The sequence below is a fragment of the Streptomyces sp. NBC_00464 genome, assembly GCF_036013915.1.
Lineage (GTDB): Bacteria > Actinomycetota > Actinomycetes > Streptomycetales > Streptomycetaceae > Streptomyces.
In genome coordinates this window covers 224,902-241,242 of the sequence record NZ_CP107901.1, presented here as the reverse complement: position 1 = coordinate 241,242, position 16,341 = coordinate 224,902, and the positions used below count along the sequence as shown (strand labels likewise).

16 protein-coding genes and 4 pseudogenes are annotated in these 16,341 nt (G+C 66.7%); 11 read left to right on the top strand and 9 right to left on the bottom strand.

All coding sequences use genetic code 11. The annotated features are described in order from the left end of the window. Positions 1-706 precede the first annotated feature (706 nt). A complete protein-coding gene (locus OG912_RS39975) occupies positions 707-1,150 on the top strand; it encodes a hypothetical protein (RefSeq protein WP_327713914.1) in 444 nt (147 codons plus the stop codon). A gap of 267 nt (positions 1,151-1,417) precedes the next feature. Further along, positions 1,418-1,582, top strand: a complete 165-nt coding sequence (locus OG912_RS39970) for a hypothetical protein (RefSeq protein ID WP_327713913.1) — start codon at positions 1,418-1,420, stop codon at positions 1,580-1,582. Between the two features lie 29 nt (positions 1,583-1,611). Here OG912_RS39970 and OG912_RS39965 read toward each other — a convergent pair whose 3' ends face one another. Further along, on the bottom strand, positions 1,612-1,785 hold the full coding sequence (locus OG912_RS39965) for a hypothetical protein (protein WP_327713912.1): 174 nt from the start codon (positions 1,783-1,785) through the stop codon (positions 1,612-1,614). Between the two features lie 497 nt (positions 1,786-2,282). Then, complete coding sequence (locus OG912_RS39960) at positions 2,283-3,035, bottom strand: helix-turn-helix domain-containing protein (RefSeq protein ID WP_327713911.1); 753 nt, start codon at positions 3,033-3,035, stop codon at positions 2,283-2,285. Positions 3,036-3,257: 222 nt separating this feature from the next. On the opposite strand from OG912_RS39960, the gene OG912_RS39955 reads away from it, so the two are divergent. Then, a complete protein-coding gene (locus tag OG912_RS39955) occupies positions 3,258-3,458 on the top strand; it encodes a hypothetical protein (protein WP_327713910.1) in 201 nt (66 codons plus the stop codon). A 98-nt stretch (positions 3,459-3,556) separates the two neighbouring features. Here the strand turns inward: OG912_RS39955 and OG912_RS39950 are convergent, their stop codons facing one another. Beyond that, positions 3,557-4,747: an ISAs1 family transposase gene (locus OG912_RS39950; RefSeq protein WP_327713909.1), complete on the bottom strand. Its 1,191-nt coding sequence runs from the start codon at positions 4,745-4,747 to the stop codon at positions 3,557-3,559. A gap of 379 nt (positions 4,748-5,126) precedes the next feature. Then, the gene (locus tag OG912_RS39945) at positions 5,127-5,516 is read right to left on the bottom strand and encodes a MerR family transcriptional regulator (RefSeq protein WP_187285097.1); all 390 of its coding nucleotides are present in this window, start codon (positions 5,514-5,516) and stop codon (positions 5,127-5,129) included. Between the two features lie 49 nt (positions 5,517-5,565). Here OG912_RS39945 and OG912_RS39940 point away from each other — a divergent pair, with 49 nt between their 5' ends. The 3 genes and pseudogenes from OG912_RS39940 to OG912_RS39930 all read left to right on the top strand — a co-directional run bounded on the left by OG912_RS39940 (position 5,566) and on the right by OG912_RS39930 (position 8,786). Then, complete coding sequence (locus OG912_RS39940; RefSeq protein ID WP_187285096.1) at positions 5,566-6,759, top strand: MFS transporter; 1,194 nt, start codon at positions 5,566-5,568, stop codon at positions 6,757-6,759. A 439-nt stretch (positions 6,760-7,198) separates the two neighbouring features. Further along, positions 7,199-7,381 (top strand): annotated as a pseudogene (locus OG912_RS39935) (transposase); the annotation flags it as partial. Between the two features lie 562 nt (positions 7,382-7,943). Continuing rightward, the gene (locus tag OG912_RS39930) at positions 7,944-8,786 is read left to right on the top strand and encodes an IS5 family transposase (protein ID WP_327713196.1); all 843 of its coding nucleotides are present in this window, start codon (positions 7,944-7,946) and stop codon (positions 8,784-8,786) included. On the opposite strand, the gene OG912_RS39925 is transcribed toward OG912_RS39930, so the two are convergent. After that, entirely contained in the window at positions 8,781-9,179 is a 399-nt protein-coding gene (locus tag OG912_RS39925; protein ID WP_327713197.1) for a hypothetical protein, read from the bottom strand. The genes OG912_RS39930 and OG912_RS39925 overlap by 6 nt on opposite strands. 132 nt (positions 9,180-9,311) lie before the next feature. Here OG912_RS39925 and OG912_RS39920 point away from each other — a divergent pair. After that, a protein-coding gene (locus OG912_RS39920; RefSeq protein ID WP_327713908.1) for an IS5 family transposase occupies positions 9,312-10,132 on the top strand; the annotation gives its coding sequence in 2 pieces (ribosomal slippage) (positions 9,312-9,666 and positions 9,666-10,132; 822 coding nt in all). Here the strand turns inward: OG912_RS39920 and OG912_RS39915 are convergent. From OG912_RS39915 to OG912_RS39905, 3 genes and pseudogenes are all read right to left on the bottom strand, one after another. After that, entirely contained in the window at positions 10,122-10,340 is a 219-nt protein-coding gene (locus OG912_RS39915; protein ID WP_327713907.1) for a hypothetical protein, read from the bottom strand. The two genes, OG912_RS39920 and OG912_RS39915, sit on opposite strands and share 11 nt — an antisense overlap. A 441-nt stretch (positions 10,341-10,781) precedes the next feature. Next, positions 10,782-11,053: pseudogene (locus OG912_RS39910) on the bottom strand (helix-turn-helix domain-containing protein); the annotation flags it as partial. A 108-nt stretch (positions 11,054-11,161) separates the two neighbouring features. After that, entirely contained in the window at positions 11,162-11,710 is a 549-nt protein-coding gene (locus tag OG912_RS39905; RefSeq protein WP_327713906.1) for a hypothetical protein, read from the bottom strand. A gap of 336 nt (positions 11,711-12,046) precedes the next feature. Between OG912_RS39905 and OG912_RS40205 the strand changes: the two are divergent. Further along, positions 12,047-12,835 (top strand): annotated as a pseudogene (locus tag OG912_RS40205) (IS5 family transposase). A 43-nt stretch (positions 12,836-12,878) separates the two neighbouring features. On the opposite strand, the gene OG912_RS39885 reads toward OG912_RS40205, so the two are convergent. Further along, on the bottom strand, positions 12,879-13,370 hold the full coding sequence (locus tag OG912_RS39885; protein WP_327713927.1) for a hypothetical protein: 492 nt from the start codon (positions 13,368-13,370) through the stop codon (positions 12,879-12,881). Between the two features lie 84 nt (positions 13,371-13,454). Between OG912_RS39885 and OG912_RS39880 the strand changes: the two are divergent. From OG912_RS39880 to OG912_RS39870, 3 genes and pseudogenes are all read left to right on the top strand, one after another. Beyond that, positions 13,455-13,624 (top strand): annotated as a pseudogene (locus OG912_RS39880) (pentapeptide repeat-containing protein); the annotation flags it as partial. A 235-nt stretch (positions 13,625-13,859) separates the two neighbouring features. Then, a complete protein-coding gene (locus OG912_RS39875) occupies positions 13,860-14,960 on the top strand; it encodes a HesA/MoeB/ThiF family protein (protein ID WP_327713905.1) in 1,101 nt (366 codons plus the stop codon). Next, positions 14,957-16,210, top strand: coding sequence for a hypothetical protein (locus OG912_RS39870; protein ID WP_327713904.1), 1,254 nt, complete (start codon positions 14,957-14,959; stop codon positions 16,208-16,210). The genes OG912_RS39875 and OG912_RS39870 overlap by 4 nt, the downstream gene beginning before the upstream one ends. Positions 16,211-16,341 lie beyond the last annotated feature (131 nt).

Below are 16,341 nucleotides of genomic sequence, written 5' to 3'. Positions count from 1 at the left end.
GTCCGAACGAAGCACGCTGATGCTCGCCCGGAGGAACGACGCACGCCCCTACGGGGCGTAAAGACGATAAACCCTACGGGTTTATGCAATTCCTCCGGAATTGCAAAATGAATTCCTCCGGAATTCATGCACTACCGGGAATCGCTGAGGGTTCGTCATGCCCTCTCGTCAGATGGTAGCTGATGCTCACACCAGCCCCCTGCTGGTACGGCGGCTCGACGAGTCGTCGGCTCCTGCCGTCCTGAAGGGGCCGACCTCAGCCGGCTCTCACCTTCCCGTATCGACTCCCCCGGCTGAACCCCTCCCAGTCCCCTGGTGCATCAGTGATGCACCAGGGTAGAGACTGGTAAAACCAAGTGCTGCCTCGGACGCCGCACCCTTCGTGGAGTCCTGTCGAAGAACTGATCTTCCGTCAACCTCATTCCGGGACTCAACCCATATTCCCCTGACGGGCAGCCAGGGGCGTATAGGGAATTCGAGGAGTTGCAACAATTCCTCTGACCCTTCACTGACAATACGTCAAATTTGCTGAGTACCTGTTTCTGAACCCTCGGCGCTCGGCTTCTACGCCTCATCCCCAGCGGTGGGCTTGAGAATGATCAGGCCGACCAGTCCCATCTCTGACCCGGCGGCGCGCCTGACGCAACCTATGCGATGCGCGTTCGTTGGCCCGTTGATCACGTTCGTCTTCATCGGGAGTCTTCGCATGACGTCACCGTTCCTGCTCCGCAAGTCCGCCCTCGGGGCGGCCGCCCTCGCCTTCGCCCTCACCTGCGGGGCGGCTTCGCCGGCCACAGCCCAGAGCACGCAGGTCACCCTCGACATCGCCGGGAGGGACTTCACAGGCACTATCCCCATCACCACCGGGCCCCGGCCCGTCTTCGACGGCACCCTCTGCGACGCAGGCTCCAACAGCTCGACGCCGATCACTGCCCTGATCGACGCCTCCGACAAGTTCGAGTTCAACGTGCAGAGCAACTACGACGAAGGTCTCAAGGACTTCATCGTGACCGCCATCGATGTCGACGAGGCAGACAGCACTCACCAATGGAACATCTACGTCAACGGGACGCTGATCACGAACGGCGGCTGCCACACAGCGGTAGCCAGCGGTGACAACGTCAAATTCGCCTTGGAGCCGATCGCGTAAACGGCATCTGCCTCAGCTGAGCCTCCGGGCCGTCCGGGCTCCCCCGGCCCTCCACGCGGCGGCCTGCTGGCCGACGCGGCCCCTCCCACGGCCAGCGCAGCGGCGCCCCGACTCCCGGAGGCAGCCGCCCCGCCCCCACTCCTCCCCAATCCTCATCCGGGAGAACAGACGGCATACGAGGGAAGTCCGGCCACTCACCAGACCAAAACCGGGGCATGACCTGCAATTTCGCCGTGGAGGCCCGCGGCTGACGTCACAGACCAGCCCATGGGCGGGGTCACCGACGTTGTCACCGCCCATGTCACAGCAGTGAACGCCGACGCCACGCCGGACAGCGTCCACGGGTTCGTGCAACTGCTCGCGGCCGCGGTGCAGCCGACTGCCGGCGCCACCGTGGTGATGCGGGCAGCCGTGGTGAGTTGCCCATGGTGAGTACCGCAGGCGTGGTGAGTGCCGCCCGGTCACCGGACAGCAATCGGGACGATGCAGGCCGCGAGCAGACCGGCGGCACCGATCGCCACAAATACCGGTGCTTCCAGAACCGGGTGACGGTGGACCAGGTAGGCCGCGGCACCCACCACCAGGACGACGACGAGAACCAGGAGCAGCACGACGAGCAGGGCGAGCGAGGACACGGGAATCTCCTTCTGAGCGGTGCGCTCGGGTTGAGCGCGGGGCCACAGTCCGCGATCCGGAGCCCACCATCGAGTTCTCGCGAAAATCCGATCCAGCCCCCGGGCAGGGGCTGTTCCAGCGGATTCGCGAACCCTTGACAGCCGGCGTCACGGCTCTTCACACCCCCTGGCGATCCGGGCATCGGCACGGACCGCACGACGGGGCTGTGGTGAGGACTTTGAGGCGGCGAGGGGTAAGCCCCGCAAGCCCAGCTCAACATGGACACGCAGAAGCACCCCATTCAATGCCTGAACTGGCCTTTTACAAGCCGTGCAGGTATCGAATGGGGCGCCGGGCACAGGTACGGGCACGCGGCACAAGTCCTGCCGATGCCTTAGTTATGGGGGGTTACGCCTCAAATGTTTCAGTGACGCACGTCACAGCGCATTCGCAGGCTTCGCTGGATCGCAAGGGCCCGCGGCACCCTGACCCACGCGGAGATCGCCTGATGCTCTCGTCACGGCGCTTCAGGGGAAGGCCCCTCGGCCAGCTCTGCGAAGTAGCTGAGCAGGCACCTATTCATCTCCCTGAGGTACCCGTCGACCTGGGTCCGGGGGACGGCCGGATAGTCGTCCGACGGGTCTTCGCCGATGTCGAGCACACGTTCCTCGGCCACGTTGATGTTGAGGGTGACCGAGCTAAGGATGGTCCGGAGCTTCGGCAGCGACTTCTGTTTCGAGGTCATGGCGCTCAGCCCTTCCAGAGCGATATCTACGTAGCGCGAGTCGTAGGCCGGCTGCTCCGGGATCCAGCACACGGTCGAGGCTGTGGCGGACTTCCGTACCCACTTAGTTGGAGTGAAGCGGGCCTCGGGCAGGTTCACGAGAAGCCGGTGGTACGCCCGTTCACTGCGCGCCTGCTGGTTCTGGGCCTCGTCGACGACGGCATCCTGCTTCGCGGTCAGCAGCGCCACCTGCTCGACCAGCTGACCCACAACCTTGGTGAGTTCGTCGATCTGCAGCTGGGCTGACTTTGAGCCGCCGTTCCGTTCGGGCCGGGGACGAGCGTCGCTGGCCCTATGCCAGGCGTCCATCCAGGGTTTCGGGTCCTCGCCGCAGGCCTTGACCACAGCTTCCAGGGTGCTCTGCTGCGGGAACGGGGCGCCATCCCGTGCCATGGCCCGGATGGTGTTCTCCGATACCCCGGCGGACCGGGCCAGCTGTTGGACCGCGATCCGACTGTGTTCAACAAGCTGCCGAAGCTGGCGCATGAGCTGCTCTTCAGTCCGTACCCCTGCCGGCCCCGCCATGAAAGCCCCCTCAATCTCCCGCAGTCTTGAGCCGATCCTAGAAGGTTGCACCCTCCTGACCACGGACTTCTTCAAGACCGGAGCAAGCATCTGCAAGGCAGCTCACTCTGCGGCGGCTGCGCCCTCACCCGGGCTGATCTGTGTGCGTTGCCCTTTTCCGCGTCCACCAAGGAGGCACGCACGATGCTGCACCAGGTATGCCAAGAGATCGCCCACGGTCTGCTGTCCGGATTCCCCACCGCCGCTCTGGCGGCCCTCACCACCGCCATCACCCGCCGCTTCCTCAACCGGCCCAGGCCCGCCAAGAAGCAGCTGCCGACAACCCCGGCCGAACACTTCGACGACACGCGAACCAACGGCGAGGAACCACAAGCAAGCAGCTGAACCCGGCGCACCGGCGCGAGCAAGATGCGTCTGGCAGGACAACGGGCCGGGGGCGGAGCCAGGGTCTCGGCAAAGTGGTGCTTCGTCCGGATTGGTGATCATGCGATTCCGAGGAGAGCGAGGGGCCGGTGGGGGCTTCTCGCGTTGTGTCGCAGGTCGGCGGCGATGTTGGTGGTGCCGGCGAGGCGGAGTGCGCCGATGGCGAGGTTGCGCCAGGTGGCCATCGCGCGGGGTGCATTGCCGGTCCGTAGCTGGGAGGCGTCCTCGGTGAAGGTGGTGTCCCGGACGTGGTGTAGCGATTCGACTGACCAGTGTCCGCGGATCAGGGTCGCCAGTTGGGCGGGCGTTGCCCGCTCTGCAGTCAGGCTGGTGACCGCGTAGACGGTGTGCAGGGTGGTCTTCCCGGTCTTGCGGTGCACGCGGTGGCGTTTGAGTTGGATGGCCTGTTGGGCGCCGGGGAACTGGAGGTTGTTCACGGTGCAGACCTTGATGCGTCTGATCTCGCTGCGGCCGTGACTGGTGGCGCGGGTGCGGTCCTGCAGCGGGATCTGCTTCCAGGGAAGGGCTGCGAGCTGCTTGCGGAGCTTCTTCTGGTTCCCCTTGGCGATCACGATGTAGTGCGCCGAGCGTCCGGTCAGGTAGGCGGCGTGCTCGTGCTGGGTATGGAGTGCGTCGCTGGTGACCACTGCATCCGTGAGGTCGCCGATGGTGTCCAGGAGCGGTTGGAAGCGGGTGATCTCGTTCGTCTTCTCGCCGACGTCGAGCTGGGCCAGGACCAGGCCGCTGGTGTGGTCGAGCGCGGCGAGAAGGTGGATCTTGCGCCCTCCTGCGCGGGCGGCTCCGCGCAGGCTCTTGCCGTCGACGGCGATTCCCCGCAGACCATTGGCCTGTTGTGATGCGTGGTGGCGGTCGGCGAGCCAGCGTCCGACGGCCTGATCGAGGGCGTCGCCGTCGACGCGGGAGAGTACCCGGCGCAGGGTTGCCTCTCCGGGCACTGGGTGGTGCCCGGTCAGCACGTCGTGCGGGGCGCCGAGGGCGGCCCGCACTGTCTGCGGCGCGTCGGCAGCCCATTCGCTGATCGCCAGGAGCGAGGTCGCTCCGGTCAGCACGGCCGCGGCGGCCAGCGCCAGGACGTAGCCGAGAGCGTGCCGTATCCCGCGAGCGGCTCGCGGATCGGGGACCTCGGCCAGACGTTCCAGCAGGCCAGGATGCTCGGCCGGCTGCAGAGGAGGCTGACCACGGAACTGGCCAAGGATGGGAGGGATCAGGGCGGATGCAGGTGCAGGCACGGTCTTCCGCAGGGGTCATGGGAACTCGACACTCACATGATCATGGAATTCGGTGCCTGCGTCGGTTCTGTCCACCCTGACACGGCTGGCGGCAACGAGGGACGTTCGGGACTTGCGACGCCCCGAGAGGATCTTCGCGTGTTCAACTTCTGGATCGAGAGTTGCCGGCCGCAGTGGATCCGGCCGCGACGCTGTCATGGCCGGCGGGTTGCAGGGCTATGAAGCTCAACTGCCCGTGGTGGTCGAGGACGCCCAGCACCTTCACCGGACCACGCGTGCTTGCCCGGGCGTTGGCCGGCGGCATTCTGCATGAGGCGGAAGGCCGACAATCTGAGCACCTCGAAGCCACCATCCGCTGTGCGCACGGTGGTTGAGCGGCTCAGGCGACCGTTGATTCTTGATTGACCCGGTTGGTGCGGAGGCGTCGCAGGTGCTTCTGGACGGCGTTCCGGCTGAAGCTCAGGCATTTGACCTGGCTGTCGAGGCGGGCGAATTCGGCGTCGAACAGTGCGACCAGGTCGTCTCCGTCGTCTGCTTCGTCCCCGTCCACCTGGTTCAGTTGGTTCTTCTGGAGCAGCGGCAGGATCAGTCTGGTCGGCAGCCCTGATCTGACCAGGCTGCTCACCAGCGTTGCCTGTTCGACGTCCGCCTCCTGATAGTGCCGGTAGCCGCTCGGTGCGCGCTCCGGCCTCAACAGCCCCCGCTCCTCGTAGTACCGCAGCATCCGGATCGGAATCCGGGTGCGCTTGGACAGCTCACCGATCCTCATGAACCGCTCCTTGACTCTCACATGAATGAGAGACTTTACGGTACCGACCATGAGTACTCAACCCACCGAAATTGCTGCGGAAGCGCCGCCCAGGTTGCCCTGGGGAGCACTGCTCCTTCTCTCGGGCGCGGCCTTCGCCACTGTCACCACCGAACTGCTGCCCGCGAGCATGCTGCTGCAGCTCAGCGACGGCCTGGACATCACACCCGCGACCGCCGGCGGACTGGTCGGCGCATGGGCACTGACGATCGCCGTAGCCAGCGTCCCGCTGACCCGGCTGACCGCACGGGTACCGCGCCGACGGCTCTTCACCCTCATTCTGCTGCTACTCGCCCTCGCGACCACCGGCACCGCACTCGCCCCCTCGTACGGGTGGGCGCTCACCAGCCGTATCACCGCTGCTGCCGCGCACGGCCTCTTCTGGTCGCTGCTCGTGCCAACGGTGGCCACACTCGTCCCGCCGGCGCGGACCGGCCGGGCCGTCTCGGTCGTGCTGGCCGGTCCCGCGATGGCCAGCATCGTCGGCATTCCGCTCGGCGCTACCGCCGGCGTCGCGCTCGGGTGGCGGGTCTCCTTCGGCGCATTGGCGGCGCTGCTCGCGCTGGCGGCCCTGGGTATCCGTTCCCTGCCGCTTTCAGACGCGCCCCAGCCAGCCGTGCGGCAGGAAGGCCGAGACCCGGCACTGTGGACCGTACTCGGCGTCGCGCTGGCCGGAGGGCTCGTCATCACCGGCCACTTCCTGCTCTACACGTACATCGCACCGCTGCTCAAACAGTTCGGCGGTTACGAAAACGCCACCAGCGGCATACTGCTGTTCGTCTTCGGAGCGGCCGGGGTGGTCGGCACCATCGGGGCCGGATCACTCTCCGACCGGTTCCCGCGGCAGGCGCTCAGCTGGGTCAGTGCCGCCTTCGCCGGCAGCGCCGCCTCACTGCTCCTACTCGATCTCCATCTCTCCGTGGCAGTCGTGGTGATCGCAGGCTGGGGCGTACTCATCGGGTTGCTGCCACCGGTCTTCCAGATGCACCTGCTACGGATCGCCTCCCCCGGTCGGGAGGCCGCCTCCGGGGCGATCGGCATCACCGTACTCAACCTCGGTATCGCCACCGGGGCGACGCTCGGCGGGGCAGTACTCGACAACTGGCAAGCCGGGGCCCTACCCGCCGTCGCCGCTGCGGTCATCGCCGCAGCCACCTTCGGACTGGTGGTCAACGGACTCCGGGGCAGGGCCCGTCACCAGTGAGAATTCCGGAGCTGAGCCCACCGACGTTGTCCGAGAAGGTGACGACCTCGGAAGCGCAGGTGCACAGGATCGCTCCGCCGCAGAAGCAGTGGGGGAGGCGGTTGTAACGGCCGCCGTACCAGGGAGAGCGTCCGTGCGGCGGGGGACGGGTTTCGCGGGCAACGGTGGTGACTGGCGGAACGCATCGATCGTATCGGTGACCGTCAGGGCGCGCGGGGCGCCAGCCTTCGCCGCGTCACGGGCGGTGCCGCCCATGCTGTGGCTTCCGGAGCATCCCCATCCAGCCCCGGAAGCCACAGCCCCCAGAACGACTGCGGTGAGTACCCGAGAAACATCGCCGCCGACCTGCGACGCAACGCGAGAAGCCCCACCGGCCCCTCACTCTCCTCGGGATCGCATGATCACCAATCCGGACGAAGCACCACTTTGCCGAGGCCCTGGCCGGCACCGCTGGGTCGTCGAACGAACCGTTTCCTGGCTGGCCGGTTGCAGACGCCTCCACCGCCGCTACGAACGCAAGCCCGAGCACTTCCTCGCCTTCGTCGGCATAGCTGCGACCCTCATCTGTCACCGCCGACTCGGGAGGCCGAGAACGCTCCGCCGGGAGGACACTGCACGATGATGAGGTGTGTGAAGAGAACTGCGGAGCCTGAAGCCGCCGCTGCCTGCCTGTGGCAGGAGCACCTGGCCGCGCGTTTCCCCGCCACGCTACGTGGCGCGGAACTGGCAGGCACCGACATGGTCCTGCTCGACGCAGACATCGCCGGGTGCGTGTCCGTCTGGTTGAACAACGGCGGGGCTCTCGACACGAAGCGCCTCGGGACTCTCCGCGACTGCATCGAGGACCTGGACCAGGTCCTGCCGTTGCTCACCGAGCCAGAGGGCTCCGCTACTACCAACGGCTGCATCAACTGGCTCTGTACGTATCGGCTGGCAACCCGAAAGCCACCAAATGAAACGCCCTCTAAAAGAGCGTTTTGTCCCTACAGGGGTGCTTCATTGCCGTTTAGTTAACGGACCGCTTCGGGTCGGCTGGGGCAGTAGACGTGTTTGTGACAGGTGAGGCGGATGACGGCTTTCGAGGGCCCGTTTCGGTCCCTTCGCTCCTGTCTGATCCCAACGCGCCCCCGTTCGCACCGGTTTGCGCCCTGTGGCAGGGCGGCGGCCATCGGTACTACAGAAACATGCCTCGTAAGCAGCGGCCCTATCCGAGTGACCTGTCCGATGCCCGTTGGCAACTGCTGGAACCAACTCTGACAGCCTGGCGGGCCGAGCGAAGAGGAAAGGGACTGGACATCGGCCGACCGCCCGAACACGATCTGCGCCGGATCATGGACGCCATCCTCTACGTCGACCGGACCGGGATCCCCTGGCGGTACCTGCCGCACGACTTCGCCCCATGGGAGACGGTTTACGGGTACTTCGCCGCCTGGCAGAAGGACGAGGTCTTCGACCAGCTCAACGGTCTCCTGCGGCGACTGGTCCGGGAGGCCGAAGGCCGTGACGCCGATCCGAGCGCCTGCGTCCTGGACGCCCAAAGCATCAAGACCTCGGCCAATGTGCCCGCGGCCGACCAGGGCATCGACGCGGGCAAGAAGATCGCGGGCCGCAAACGGCACATCGGCGTCGACACGCTCGGCCTCCTCCTGGCCGTGCTGGTCACAGCCGCCAACGTTTCCGACAACGTCGGCGGCATTCAGGTTCTCTCGAGCATCGCCGCAGACCATCCGCGTGTCACGAAGGCGTGGGCCGACACGGGCTACCGCACCAAGGTCATCGACCACGGCGCCCGCCTCGGCATCGACGTCGAAATCACCCGCCGCGACCCCGCTCACAAGGGCTTCAAGGTGATTCCGCGACGCTGGGTCGTCGAGCGGACCTTCGGATGGCTCATGCACCACCGCCGCCTCGCCCGCGACTACGAAACCCACCCCCATCGCTCCGAAGCGATGATCCACCTCGCGATGATCGACCTGATGAGCCGCAGGCTCACCCGAGAGTCGACTCCGAACTGGAAGGACTCATAGCCGCCGGGCCACGGTGACCCGCGCATCCTCACTCCTCATCGACCGCGGCCAGCGGCTATCGATGAGACTCGCCGCTTCCCGACAGGCGCCGCACGCATCTCCCCGTTCCGGCAGCCACGAGTAGTCGGACGGTGACATGCCGGCTTCCTGAATGCCGCACAGCGTCTTGTCGAAGATGCCGAACGCGTGGGAGACACCAGAGGCAAGGCCATCCGCGACAGCCTTCTCCCAGCGCATCCCCAGGGGCAGATACGGCGGGCGCGAAATCTCGAACCACTCGCCGCCCACATGGGTGGCCGCATGGCACCAGGAACAGGACCAGATCTCCTCTTCCCAGGCCGTCGGTGGTACCGGCCACCGCCACATCGACCGCCCGCACACATCACACTCCACAGGCGGATCCTCACACGCCGGCACGGGCCGACCAAAGCGGCCAACATCGCGCCAGTTATCAAACGCCCTGGCCAGGACAAAACGCTCTTTAAGACTTCGTTTCTTATGGCGTGCACGCTCGTTGGCCTGTGCATGACGGATCTGGTTGAGCGGCTGGTGCCGGATGAGTTGTGGGAGTTGTTCCAGCGAGTGGTGCCGCCCACGGAGGTGCGGCGTCCGCAGGGCGGGGGCCGACGTCGGGCCGGTGACCGTGAAGTTCTGGCTGCGGTCGTCTTCGTGGCCACTTCGGGGTGTACGCGGAGACAGCTCCCACCGGTGTTCGGGCCGGCCTGGCAGACGGTCTATCGGCGGTTCGCCCAGTGGAGCGCGGACCGGGTCTGGGCCCGGCTCCACCGCGTGGTCCTGGACGAGCTCGGGGCCCGGGGTGGGTTGGACTGGTCGCGGTGCGCGATCGACTCGGTCAGCGTCCGGGCGGCAAAAGGGGGCTTCTGACGGGACCGAATCCGACCGACCGTGGCAAGTTGGGATCGAAAATCCATCTGGTCACGGACCGGAACGGACTGCCACTGTCGCTGGGTATCTCCGGCGCCAACATGCACGACAGCCAGGGCCTGGAACCGCTCATCCGAGGCATCCCACCCATCCGCTCCCGCCGCGGCCCGCGCCGCAGGCGCCCCGCGAAGCTGCATGCGGACAAGGGCTACGACTACGACCACCTGCGGCGATGGCTCCGCGGACGCGGCATACGCCATCGCATCGCCCGGAGAGGCATCGAGTCCTCGCAACGGCTCGGCCGCCACCGATGGGTCGTCGAACGAACCGTTTCCTGGCTGTCCGGCTGCCGCCGCCTCCACCGCCGCTACGAACGAAAGCCCGAGCACTTCCTCGCCTTCGTCGGCATAGCCGCAGCCTTCATCTGCTATCGCCGATTGGCTGTCCCACTCACGGCCTGAGCCGGTTCTGCTGTACGTCGAAGCAGACCAGGTCCATGGACCCCGCCACGGCCGCCGCGTACGCGGACGCCTCCTCGGCCATGCTCCAGCGCATGGGGAAGTAGATCAGCGGACCACTGGCTTCGCGGATCAACGGCCCGGTTGACCAGGGCGAGGCGTCCTCCTCATCCTCGGTGAGGTCGCACCACCGCTCAAGCAACGCAGCCACGTAGGTCGCTATGCGTTCGGAAGGAGGCTCTCCAACCTCGCTGTCGATATAGCGGTCGTACAGGCCGCTGAAGATTCGGCCCGCGGTCTTGTCATCCGTGCTGAGAGATGGCGGACAACCGAGGAGGCTTCGAGGGCTGTCCGGACACTGCCGTGGCTTCGACTGATCAGGTACCTCGACGACGCCTGACGACGGGCGTCGGATACGGGGGTATTACCAGCACTCGGTGGTGTAGTACGGCCTGGCCATGACGTAGTACAGAGGCCGGACACCGTGTCCGAACACCCTGTCCTACCAGGGGGTCCCCGGCATACAGGGTTCGTGTCCGGACACTGTCCGCGGACACGACCATCTGTCCGGACATTTGTGTCCCGACAGTGTCCGTGTCCGCGGACAGTGTCCGGACGAGGCCAGACGGGCGTCGTCGGACATTCGATCTGTCATGGCCCGTTCTAGCGTGGGCGCGAGAGCGGCCATGAGGTCAACGGCCTCGCGTATGTACCGGTAGACCTCGCGATCCCGACGCGGAAACCCGCTGCGAGACGGGCGTAGGTGTCGCCGCAGCGCAGGTGGGCCAGGACGAGCAGGGACTGCCGGCCACAGGTGAGGCGACGCCACCGGGAGCCGATCCGACGGCGGTGACCTGCGAGAAGACCGGAGAGGTGTTGCAGGGGGCGGCTGGACAGATCAATGCCGGACGGGTAGACAAGCACGCGAAAGCTCCTGGCGGGCTGGTGATCATGGTCGGGAACCCGTCTACCAGGAACATTCTTCATGCCCGCCGCAGGGGCAGCAGACCCAACCACCCGTCACGAAGCGGTTCAATACGTCAGCCACTCCCTCTCGGGAACCAAGTCCTCGATCCATTCCTGGCCTCGCATGGCCCACTGAGGAGCAAGGAACACGGGGCGACAGCGGGCGTGGTCACCGTTCTGCTGGCAGCGCAGGATCAATCCCAGACTGAGGAGATACGGCTCCCCGCGGGGCCCGAAGCGCAGCCCGTCGACATACTCGGGCAGAGTCGGATCCTCAAGTGTTGACGCGGTCTCCTCAAGCCAGGGTTCGAGTTCCGAGGGCAGCCGGCCAACCAGAGGAGTGCCGTCGAGGCTGACCTGGGGGCCCCGGCAGGCGTCAACAGCCACTGCAGCCAAGGTCTGGGACTCCTGGTCGTAGTAGGTGTCGATGCCAACTCCGGAGAAGGGATACCAACGCGCATACATCTCGCCCCACCCCGTGATCGGCTCGCCCAGAGCGGCTGAGACTTCCTCCTTGCTCTGACCAAACCGTATGGGCCCCACGGACTTCGATGGGACCCACGCCCACTCAGGACGCTCCCCGTCCCAGAGGAACCTCTCCGCGAACCAGACCAACGAACCCACCCCCGATCGAACATGCGTGCAGGCAGCATTCTCGCAAGGCGCGTTGCGGGGGCACCACGCGCCTGCCTGCGGGGCCCGATCCAGAATCCGGAGCGAACCCTGGGCGACAGTGGTGGCACCGCCTGCCAGGGGCGAGACGCCGGCGAGGATCGAAGGCGCAGGCAGCGGATCGGGTCGCGCTCACTCCGGCAGGTGGCATCGCAACGATGGTCCAGGCAGCCTCTGTCCCCCAACACACCTCAACGTGAGGTTGGAAAAGGCTCACGATCTTGTTGAAGTGTCCTGCTTGGGCGTTACCAGTGTGACGATTCGGCCGTTCGTGAGGGTGTGGGTACTCGACCGTGGATCGTGGACGATGAGTTGTGGGCTCTGATAGAGCCGTTGCTGCCGCCGTGGCCGGAGCGGTCACCGGGGCCTCGGCCGGTGTCGGACCGGCTCTGTCTGCAGGGCATTCTGTTCGTCCTTTACAACGACGTAGCCTGGCAACTGCTGCCGCTGGAGATGGGGTTCGGCTCAGGGCAGACGTGCTGGCGTCGCCTGGACCGATGGCAGAAGGCAAGGGTTTTCGACCGACTGCACCGGATCCTGCTCGCCGAACTGAACGCGGCCGGCGAACTCGACTGGTCGCGCGCGTGCGGGGATGGCTCCCACATCCGCGCGAAAAAGGGGGCCCGACGCCGGCCCGTCGCCAGTCGACCGGCAGAAGACAGGCAGCAAACACCACCTGATCTGCGACGGACGCGGCACCCCACTCAAAGTCATCACCACCGCGGCCGATGTCAATGACGTCACCCAGACCCTCGCCCTCGTCGACGGCATCCCGCCCATCGCGGGCCGCCCCGACGCCGGCCCCGCCGACGACCAAAAGACCTGCTCGGTGACAAGGGCTACGACTCCAGTGCCCACCGCGACGAGTTGCGTCACCGACAGATCCTGTCCGTCATCTCCCGCAAGAGGTCACCCAACATCAAGGGCCTGGGCAAACTCCGCTACGTCGTCGAGCAGACCTTCGCCCTGCTTCACCGCTTCAAACGCCGCACCGAACTCCACGACGCCTTCGTCTCCCTCGCCTTCAGCCTCATCTGCCGGCGGCGGCTCAAGAAGACAAGTGAGTGATCACCACGATGGGAAGAATTGGGTCAAGGTCGCGCGTGTCGACCTACTCGGCATCGCGCCTGCGGCTCCAGTCCCGCTCTCCCAGTCGCCTGATGCGCCAGGCAGGCAGCGGGTGGCCGGCCTCCGTGACGATGAAGTGCGCCATGTCGACCAGCATGCGTCGAACAACTGAGACAGGGACGACCAGATCGTCCCATTGGTTGTAGTTGGCGTGAAGGCGAATCTGATCGTCGGAGACGCGCTCCAGGACGCAGCTTTCCACGCCCAGGAGCAGCTCGTCGCCGGCCTCGATCCTGAGCCATTGCAGAAGCACAGACGAGACTGCCCAGTCAGGCCCGCACTGGTCAACGAACTCCTCCGCTGCCCATCGCAAAGCCTGTGGCGTGTCCTCGGGGGCCCTGATCAGAGTCCTACCGAAGACGGGAGCGACCTGCTGCATCGAGCCGTCCTCGCTCACGTCAGCGGCGGGGATCTCCTCCAGACCGAAGACCCAGGCGCCTTCGGAGGAACGGGCAGCGTTGTTCACGTGACTCATCCGCACACGATGCCACGCCCGTCGCGGCGCGCAGCCCACGAGGATCCCGAAGTGCCCCGCTCATGATCGCGTTACGAGCTCGTAGGGGTGGTCGCTGGAGTCGGCGCGCTCGTTGCTCTGGTCGTCGTCTACCGCCGGCAGCACGTTGAAGAGGCCGGAGCCCACCGCGAGGCCCCCGGCTTCACACTGAGTGACTCTCCCAGGCTGTCGACAAACTCGGCTCGGACTCCTCAGCATTCCGGCTCGGCGGCGTCCGCACTCAGAACAGTGGGCAAAGTTCATGTTGTCACGACAGCCATAAAGCGGGCCGGTACCTCAGAGGTCTGAGGTACCGGCCTCGGGGGGCCTGCGGTTCTCTTGGGATGTGACGCCGCAGCCGCGGTGTCGGGAACCACCTTCAGGACCGTCGAGGGGAAAACAACCATGCGGTCGCGAGTCACCACACGTACATCCGGCGCTCCGCGCGGGGACGCAGCCGATGTCGTCGGCATGGCGCGGCCGCGGGTGAAGCCGGAACACGCTCCGTATCGGTTGGCGAACGGGGGCATCCGCCTGGGCGGGGTGTCCTTCGGGGTCGCGGCTGAGGTGAAGGATCCTACGGGAGCGGTGTGGACGCTGCTGGGCAGCATGGACGGCACCCGCAGCCCGCATGAGGTTGCGGCGCGGGTTCTTGAGCTGCACCCGGAAGAATCCGTGGATGCCGTGCGTCGGGCCGTGGAGGCATTCGTACGGTCCGGCTATGTTGAGGACGCGGGCGCGGCCGTACCGGAGGAGCTGACCGACCGAGACCTGGAGCGATACAGCCGCAGCCTTCGGTATTTCCGCTGGATGGACCTGACGCCGCGAGCGACGGTCTGGGAACCTCAACTGGCCCTGCTCCGGGCCACGGTGACCGTGGTGGGTCTTGGCGGCACGGGTGGGGCAGCGGCCATGGCGCTGGCGGCCAGCGGCGTGGGCACACTGAACTGTGTCGACTTCGACGAGGTGGAGTTGTCCAACCTCAACCGTCAGACCTTGTACACCGAGAACGACATCGGCCGGCGGAAGGTCGACGCGGCCGTGGAGCGGCTGCGCCAACTGAACTCCGACGTCACGGTCACCGGTAGCCACTCCCGTATCCGTACCGAGGCGGATGTGGCGGAACTCGCCACATCCTGCGACGTGTTGCTGCTCTCGGCGGACCGACCCTCGGAGCTTCGGGACTGGACGAACCGTGCTTGCGTGGCGCTCGACACGCCGTGGGTGGACGCCGGTTACCACGGTCCGCTCGTCTCGGTCGGCGTCTACCGGCCGGGCGAGGGTTCCTGCCGCGAGTGTGTCCTGCTCGAGGAGGAGGAGCAGGCGGCCCGAATCGGCATGAACACCATCGATGCCAAGAGCCGTAGCAGGCCGGTCGCGAACGCGGTCGGCGCCGCGCCGGCGGGGCTGTCCGGGCTCCTGGCCGCGCATGGCGTCATCTCCCTGCTGACCGGGGTGCCGCAGCTGCCCTCGGGGCGGGTGTACGCCATCAACCTGGTCGCGCTCGACGAACCGTTCGTCAACGGCGGCACGCCCCGGCCGGACTGTTCCGTCTGCGGGGCGGCGGCGTGAGCGGCACCGACACGACCGGGGCGCCGACCGTCACCGGTGACACCCGCATCAGCCTGCGCGAACTGAGCATGCGGCCCCATGACGACGGCCATGGCACCTGGGTGATCGGACGGGTGGTGACCGGGGACTTCGTGAGCGTCCCCGACGTCGCCCACCGGGCCGTGCTGTTGCTGTCAGCGGGACACACGGTCGCCGAGACGCACCGGCTGCTGCGCCGGGACCTCGATGCGGACGTCGACGTCGCCGACTTCGTAGGCTCCTTGGCCTCGCTGGGGTTCGTCGCGGCCGTCAACGGTGTACGGCTTCCGGATGTGGGCCGCCCGACGCCCAGCTTCCCGTGGCTGGAACCTGGCCATGTGCGTTGGATGTTGAGTCCGCTGACCGGTGTGGCCGTCCTGCTGCTCACCGTTGCCGCGATGCTCGTGGTGGTCGCCGAGCCCGCGCTGCTGCCTCGCTACGACGACCTGATCTGGAGCTCCTCCGGTAGCGCGGTTGTCCTGGGGAACGCGGCGCTGGCGTGGGCGTTGATCTTCCTGCACGAGTTCGCGCATCTGGCCACGGCCCGCGCCGTCGAGGTGCCCTCGCGAATGAGTCTGGGCACTCGGCTGCAGTTTCTGGTCGCCCAGACCGACGTGAGTGGGGTGTGGGCGATGGAGCGGCGGACCAGGGTCACGGTCTACCTCTCCGGGATGGCACTGAACCTCGGTGCGGCTGCGACAGGCGTACTCGTCCTCGCCGCGGCCGGGCCGCCGGACCCTGTGGCCCGACTTCTCGGCGCGTTCGTGCTGCTGTCCCTTGTGATGATCCCGCCGCAGCTCCTTGTGTTCATGCGGACGGATGTCTACTTCGTGATGCAGGACTTGTTCGGCTGCGCCAATCTCTACCGCGACGGCTCCGCGTACGCCCGCTGGATTCTGGCCCGCCTGCTATCCCCCTGGCGCCGCAGGGGCGTTGAGGACCCGAGTCTGGGCTTGTCAGGGCGCGAGCGGCGCGCGGTCCGCTTCTACAGCGTGATCCTCGTCGTGGGTACGGCCCTGTGTCTGTCGGTTGCGGCGTTCCTGACGCTGCCGGTCACCGTCTCCCTCGTCGTGGACGCCCTGAGCCGTCTGTTCGCCGGGGCCTCCGCGACCGCCAGGCTCGACGGCCTGCTTGTCGTCCTCGCCCTGAGCACCGCCCAGGCCGTCTGGGCCCGTGCCTGGTGGCGTCGGCACGGACCGCGCGTCGAGCGGCGTCTGCGCCGGGCCCATTGACTCCCGCGGGGGCACGCGCTTCGCGTGCCGCCCCCGGGCGACCCATCCGTCCACGAAAGCGAAGCGAAAGGAGGTGAACGAAGCGATGGAGAAGATCGAGATCCGGCCGCTGGACCGCCTGGAGACCACTG

What these genes read in the sequence shown, in the direction of transcription:
- OG912_RS39975 (WP_327713914.1), top strand. Translation starts at nt 707, where the DNA reads ATGACGTCACCGTTCCTGCTCCGCAAGTCCGCCCTCGGGGCGGCCGCC.
- OG912_RS39970 (WP_327713913.1), top strand. Translation starts at nt 1,418, where the DNA reads ATGGGCGGGGTCACCGACGTTGTCACCGCCCATGTCACAGCAGTGAAC.
- OG912_RS39960 (WP_327713911.1), bottom strand. Translation starts at nt 3,035, where the DNA reads ATGCGCCAGCTTCGGCAGCTTGTTGAACACAGTCGGATCGCGGTCCAA.
- OG912_RS39955 (WP_327713910.1), top strand. Translation starts at nt 3,258, where the DNA reads ATGCTGCACCAGGTATGCCAAGAGATCGCCCACGGTCTGCTGTCCGGA.
- OG912_RS39945 (WP_187285097.1), bottom strand. Translation starts at nt 5,516, where the DNA reads ATGAGGATCGGTGAGCTGTCCAAGCGCACCCGGATTCCGATCCGGATG.
- OG912_RS39940 (WP_187285096.1), top strand. Translation starts at nt 5,566, where the DNA reads ATGAGTACTCAACCCACCGAAATTGCTGCGGAAGCGCCGCCCAGGTTG.
- OG912_RS39930 (WP_327713196.1), top strand. Translation starts at nt 7,944, where the DNA reads ATGCCTCGTAAGCAGCGGCCCTATCCGAGTGACCTGTCCGATGCCCGT.
- OG912_RS39885 (WP_327713927.1), bottom strand. Translation starts at nt 13,370, where the DNA reads ATGAGTCACGTGAACAACGCTGCCCGTTCCTCCGAAGGCGCCTGGGTC.
- OG912_RS39875 (WP_327713905.1), top strand. Translation starts at nt 13,860, where the DNA reads ATGGCGCGGCCGCGGGTGAAGCCGGAACACGCTCCGTATCGGTTGGCG.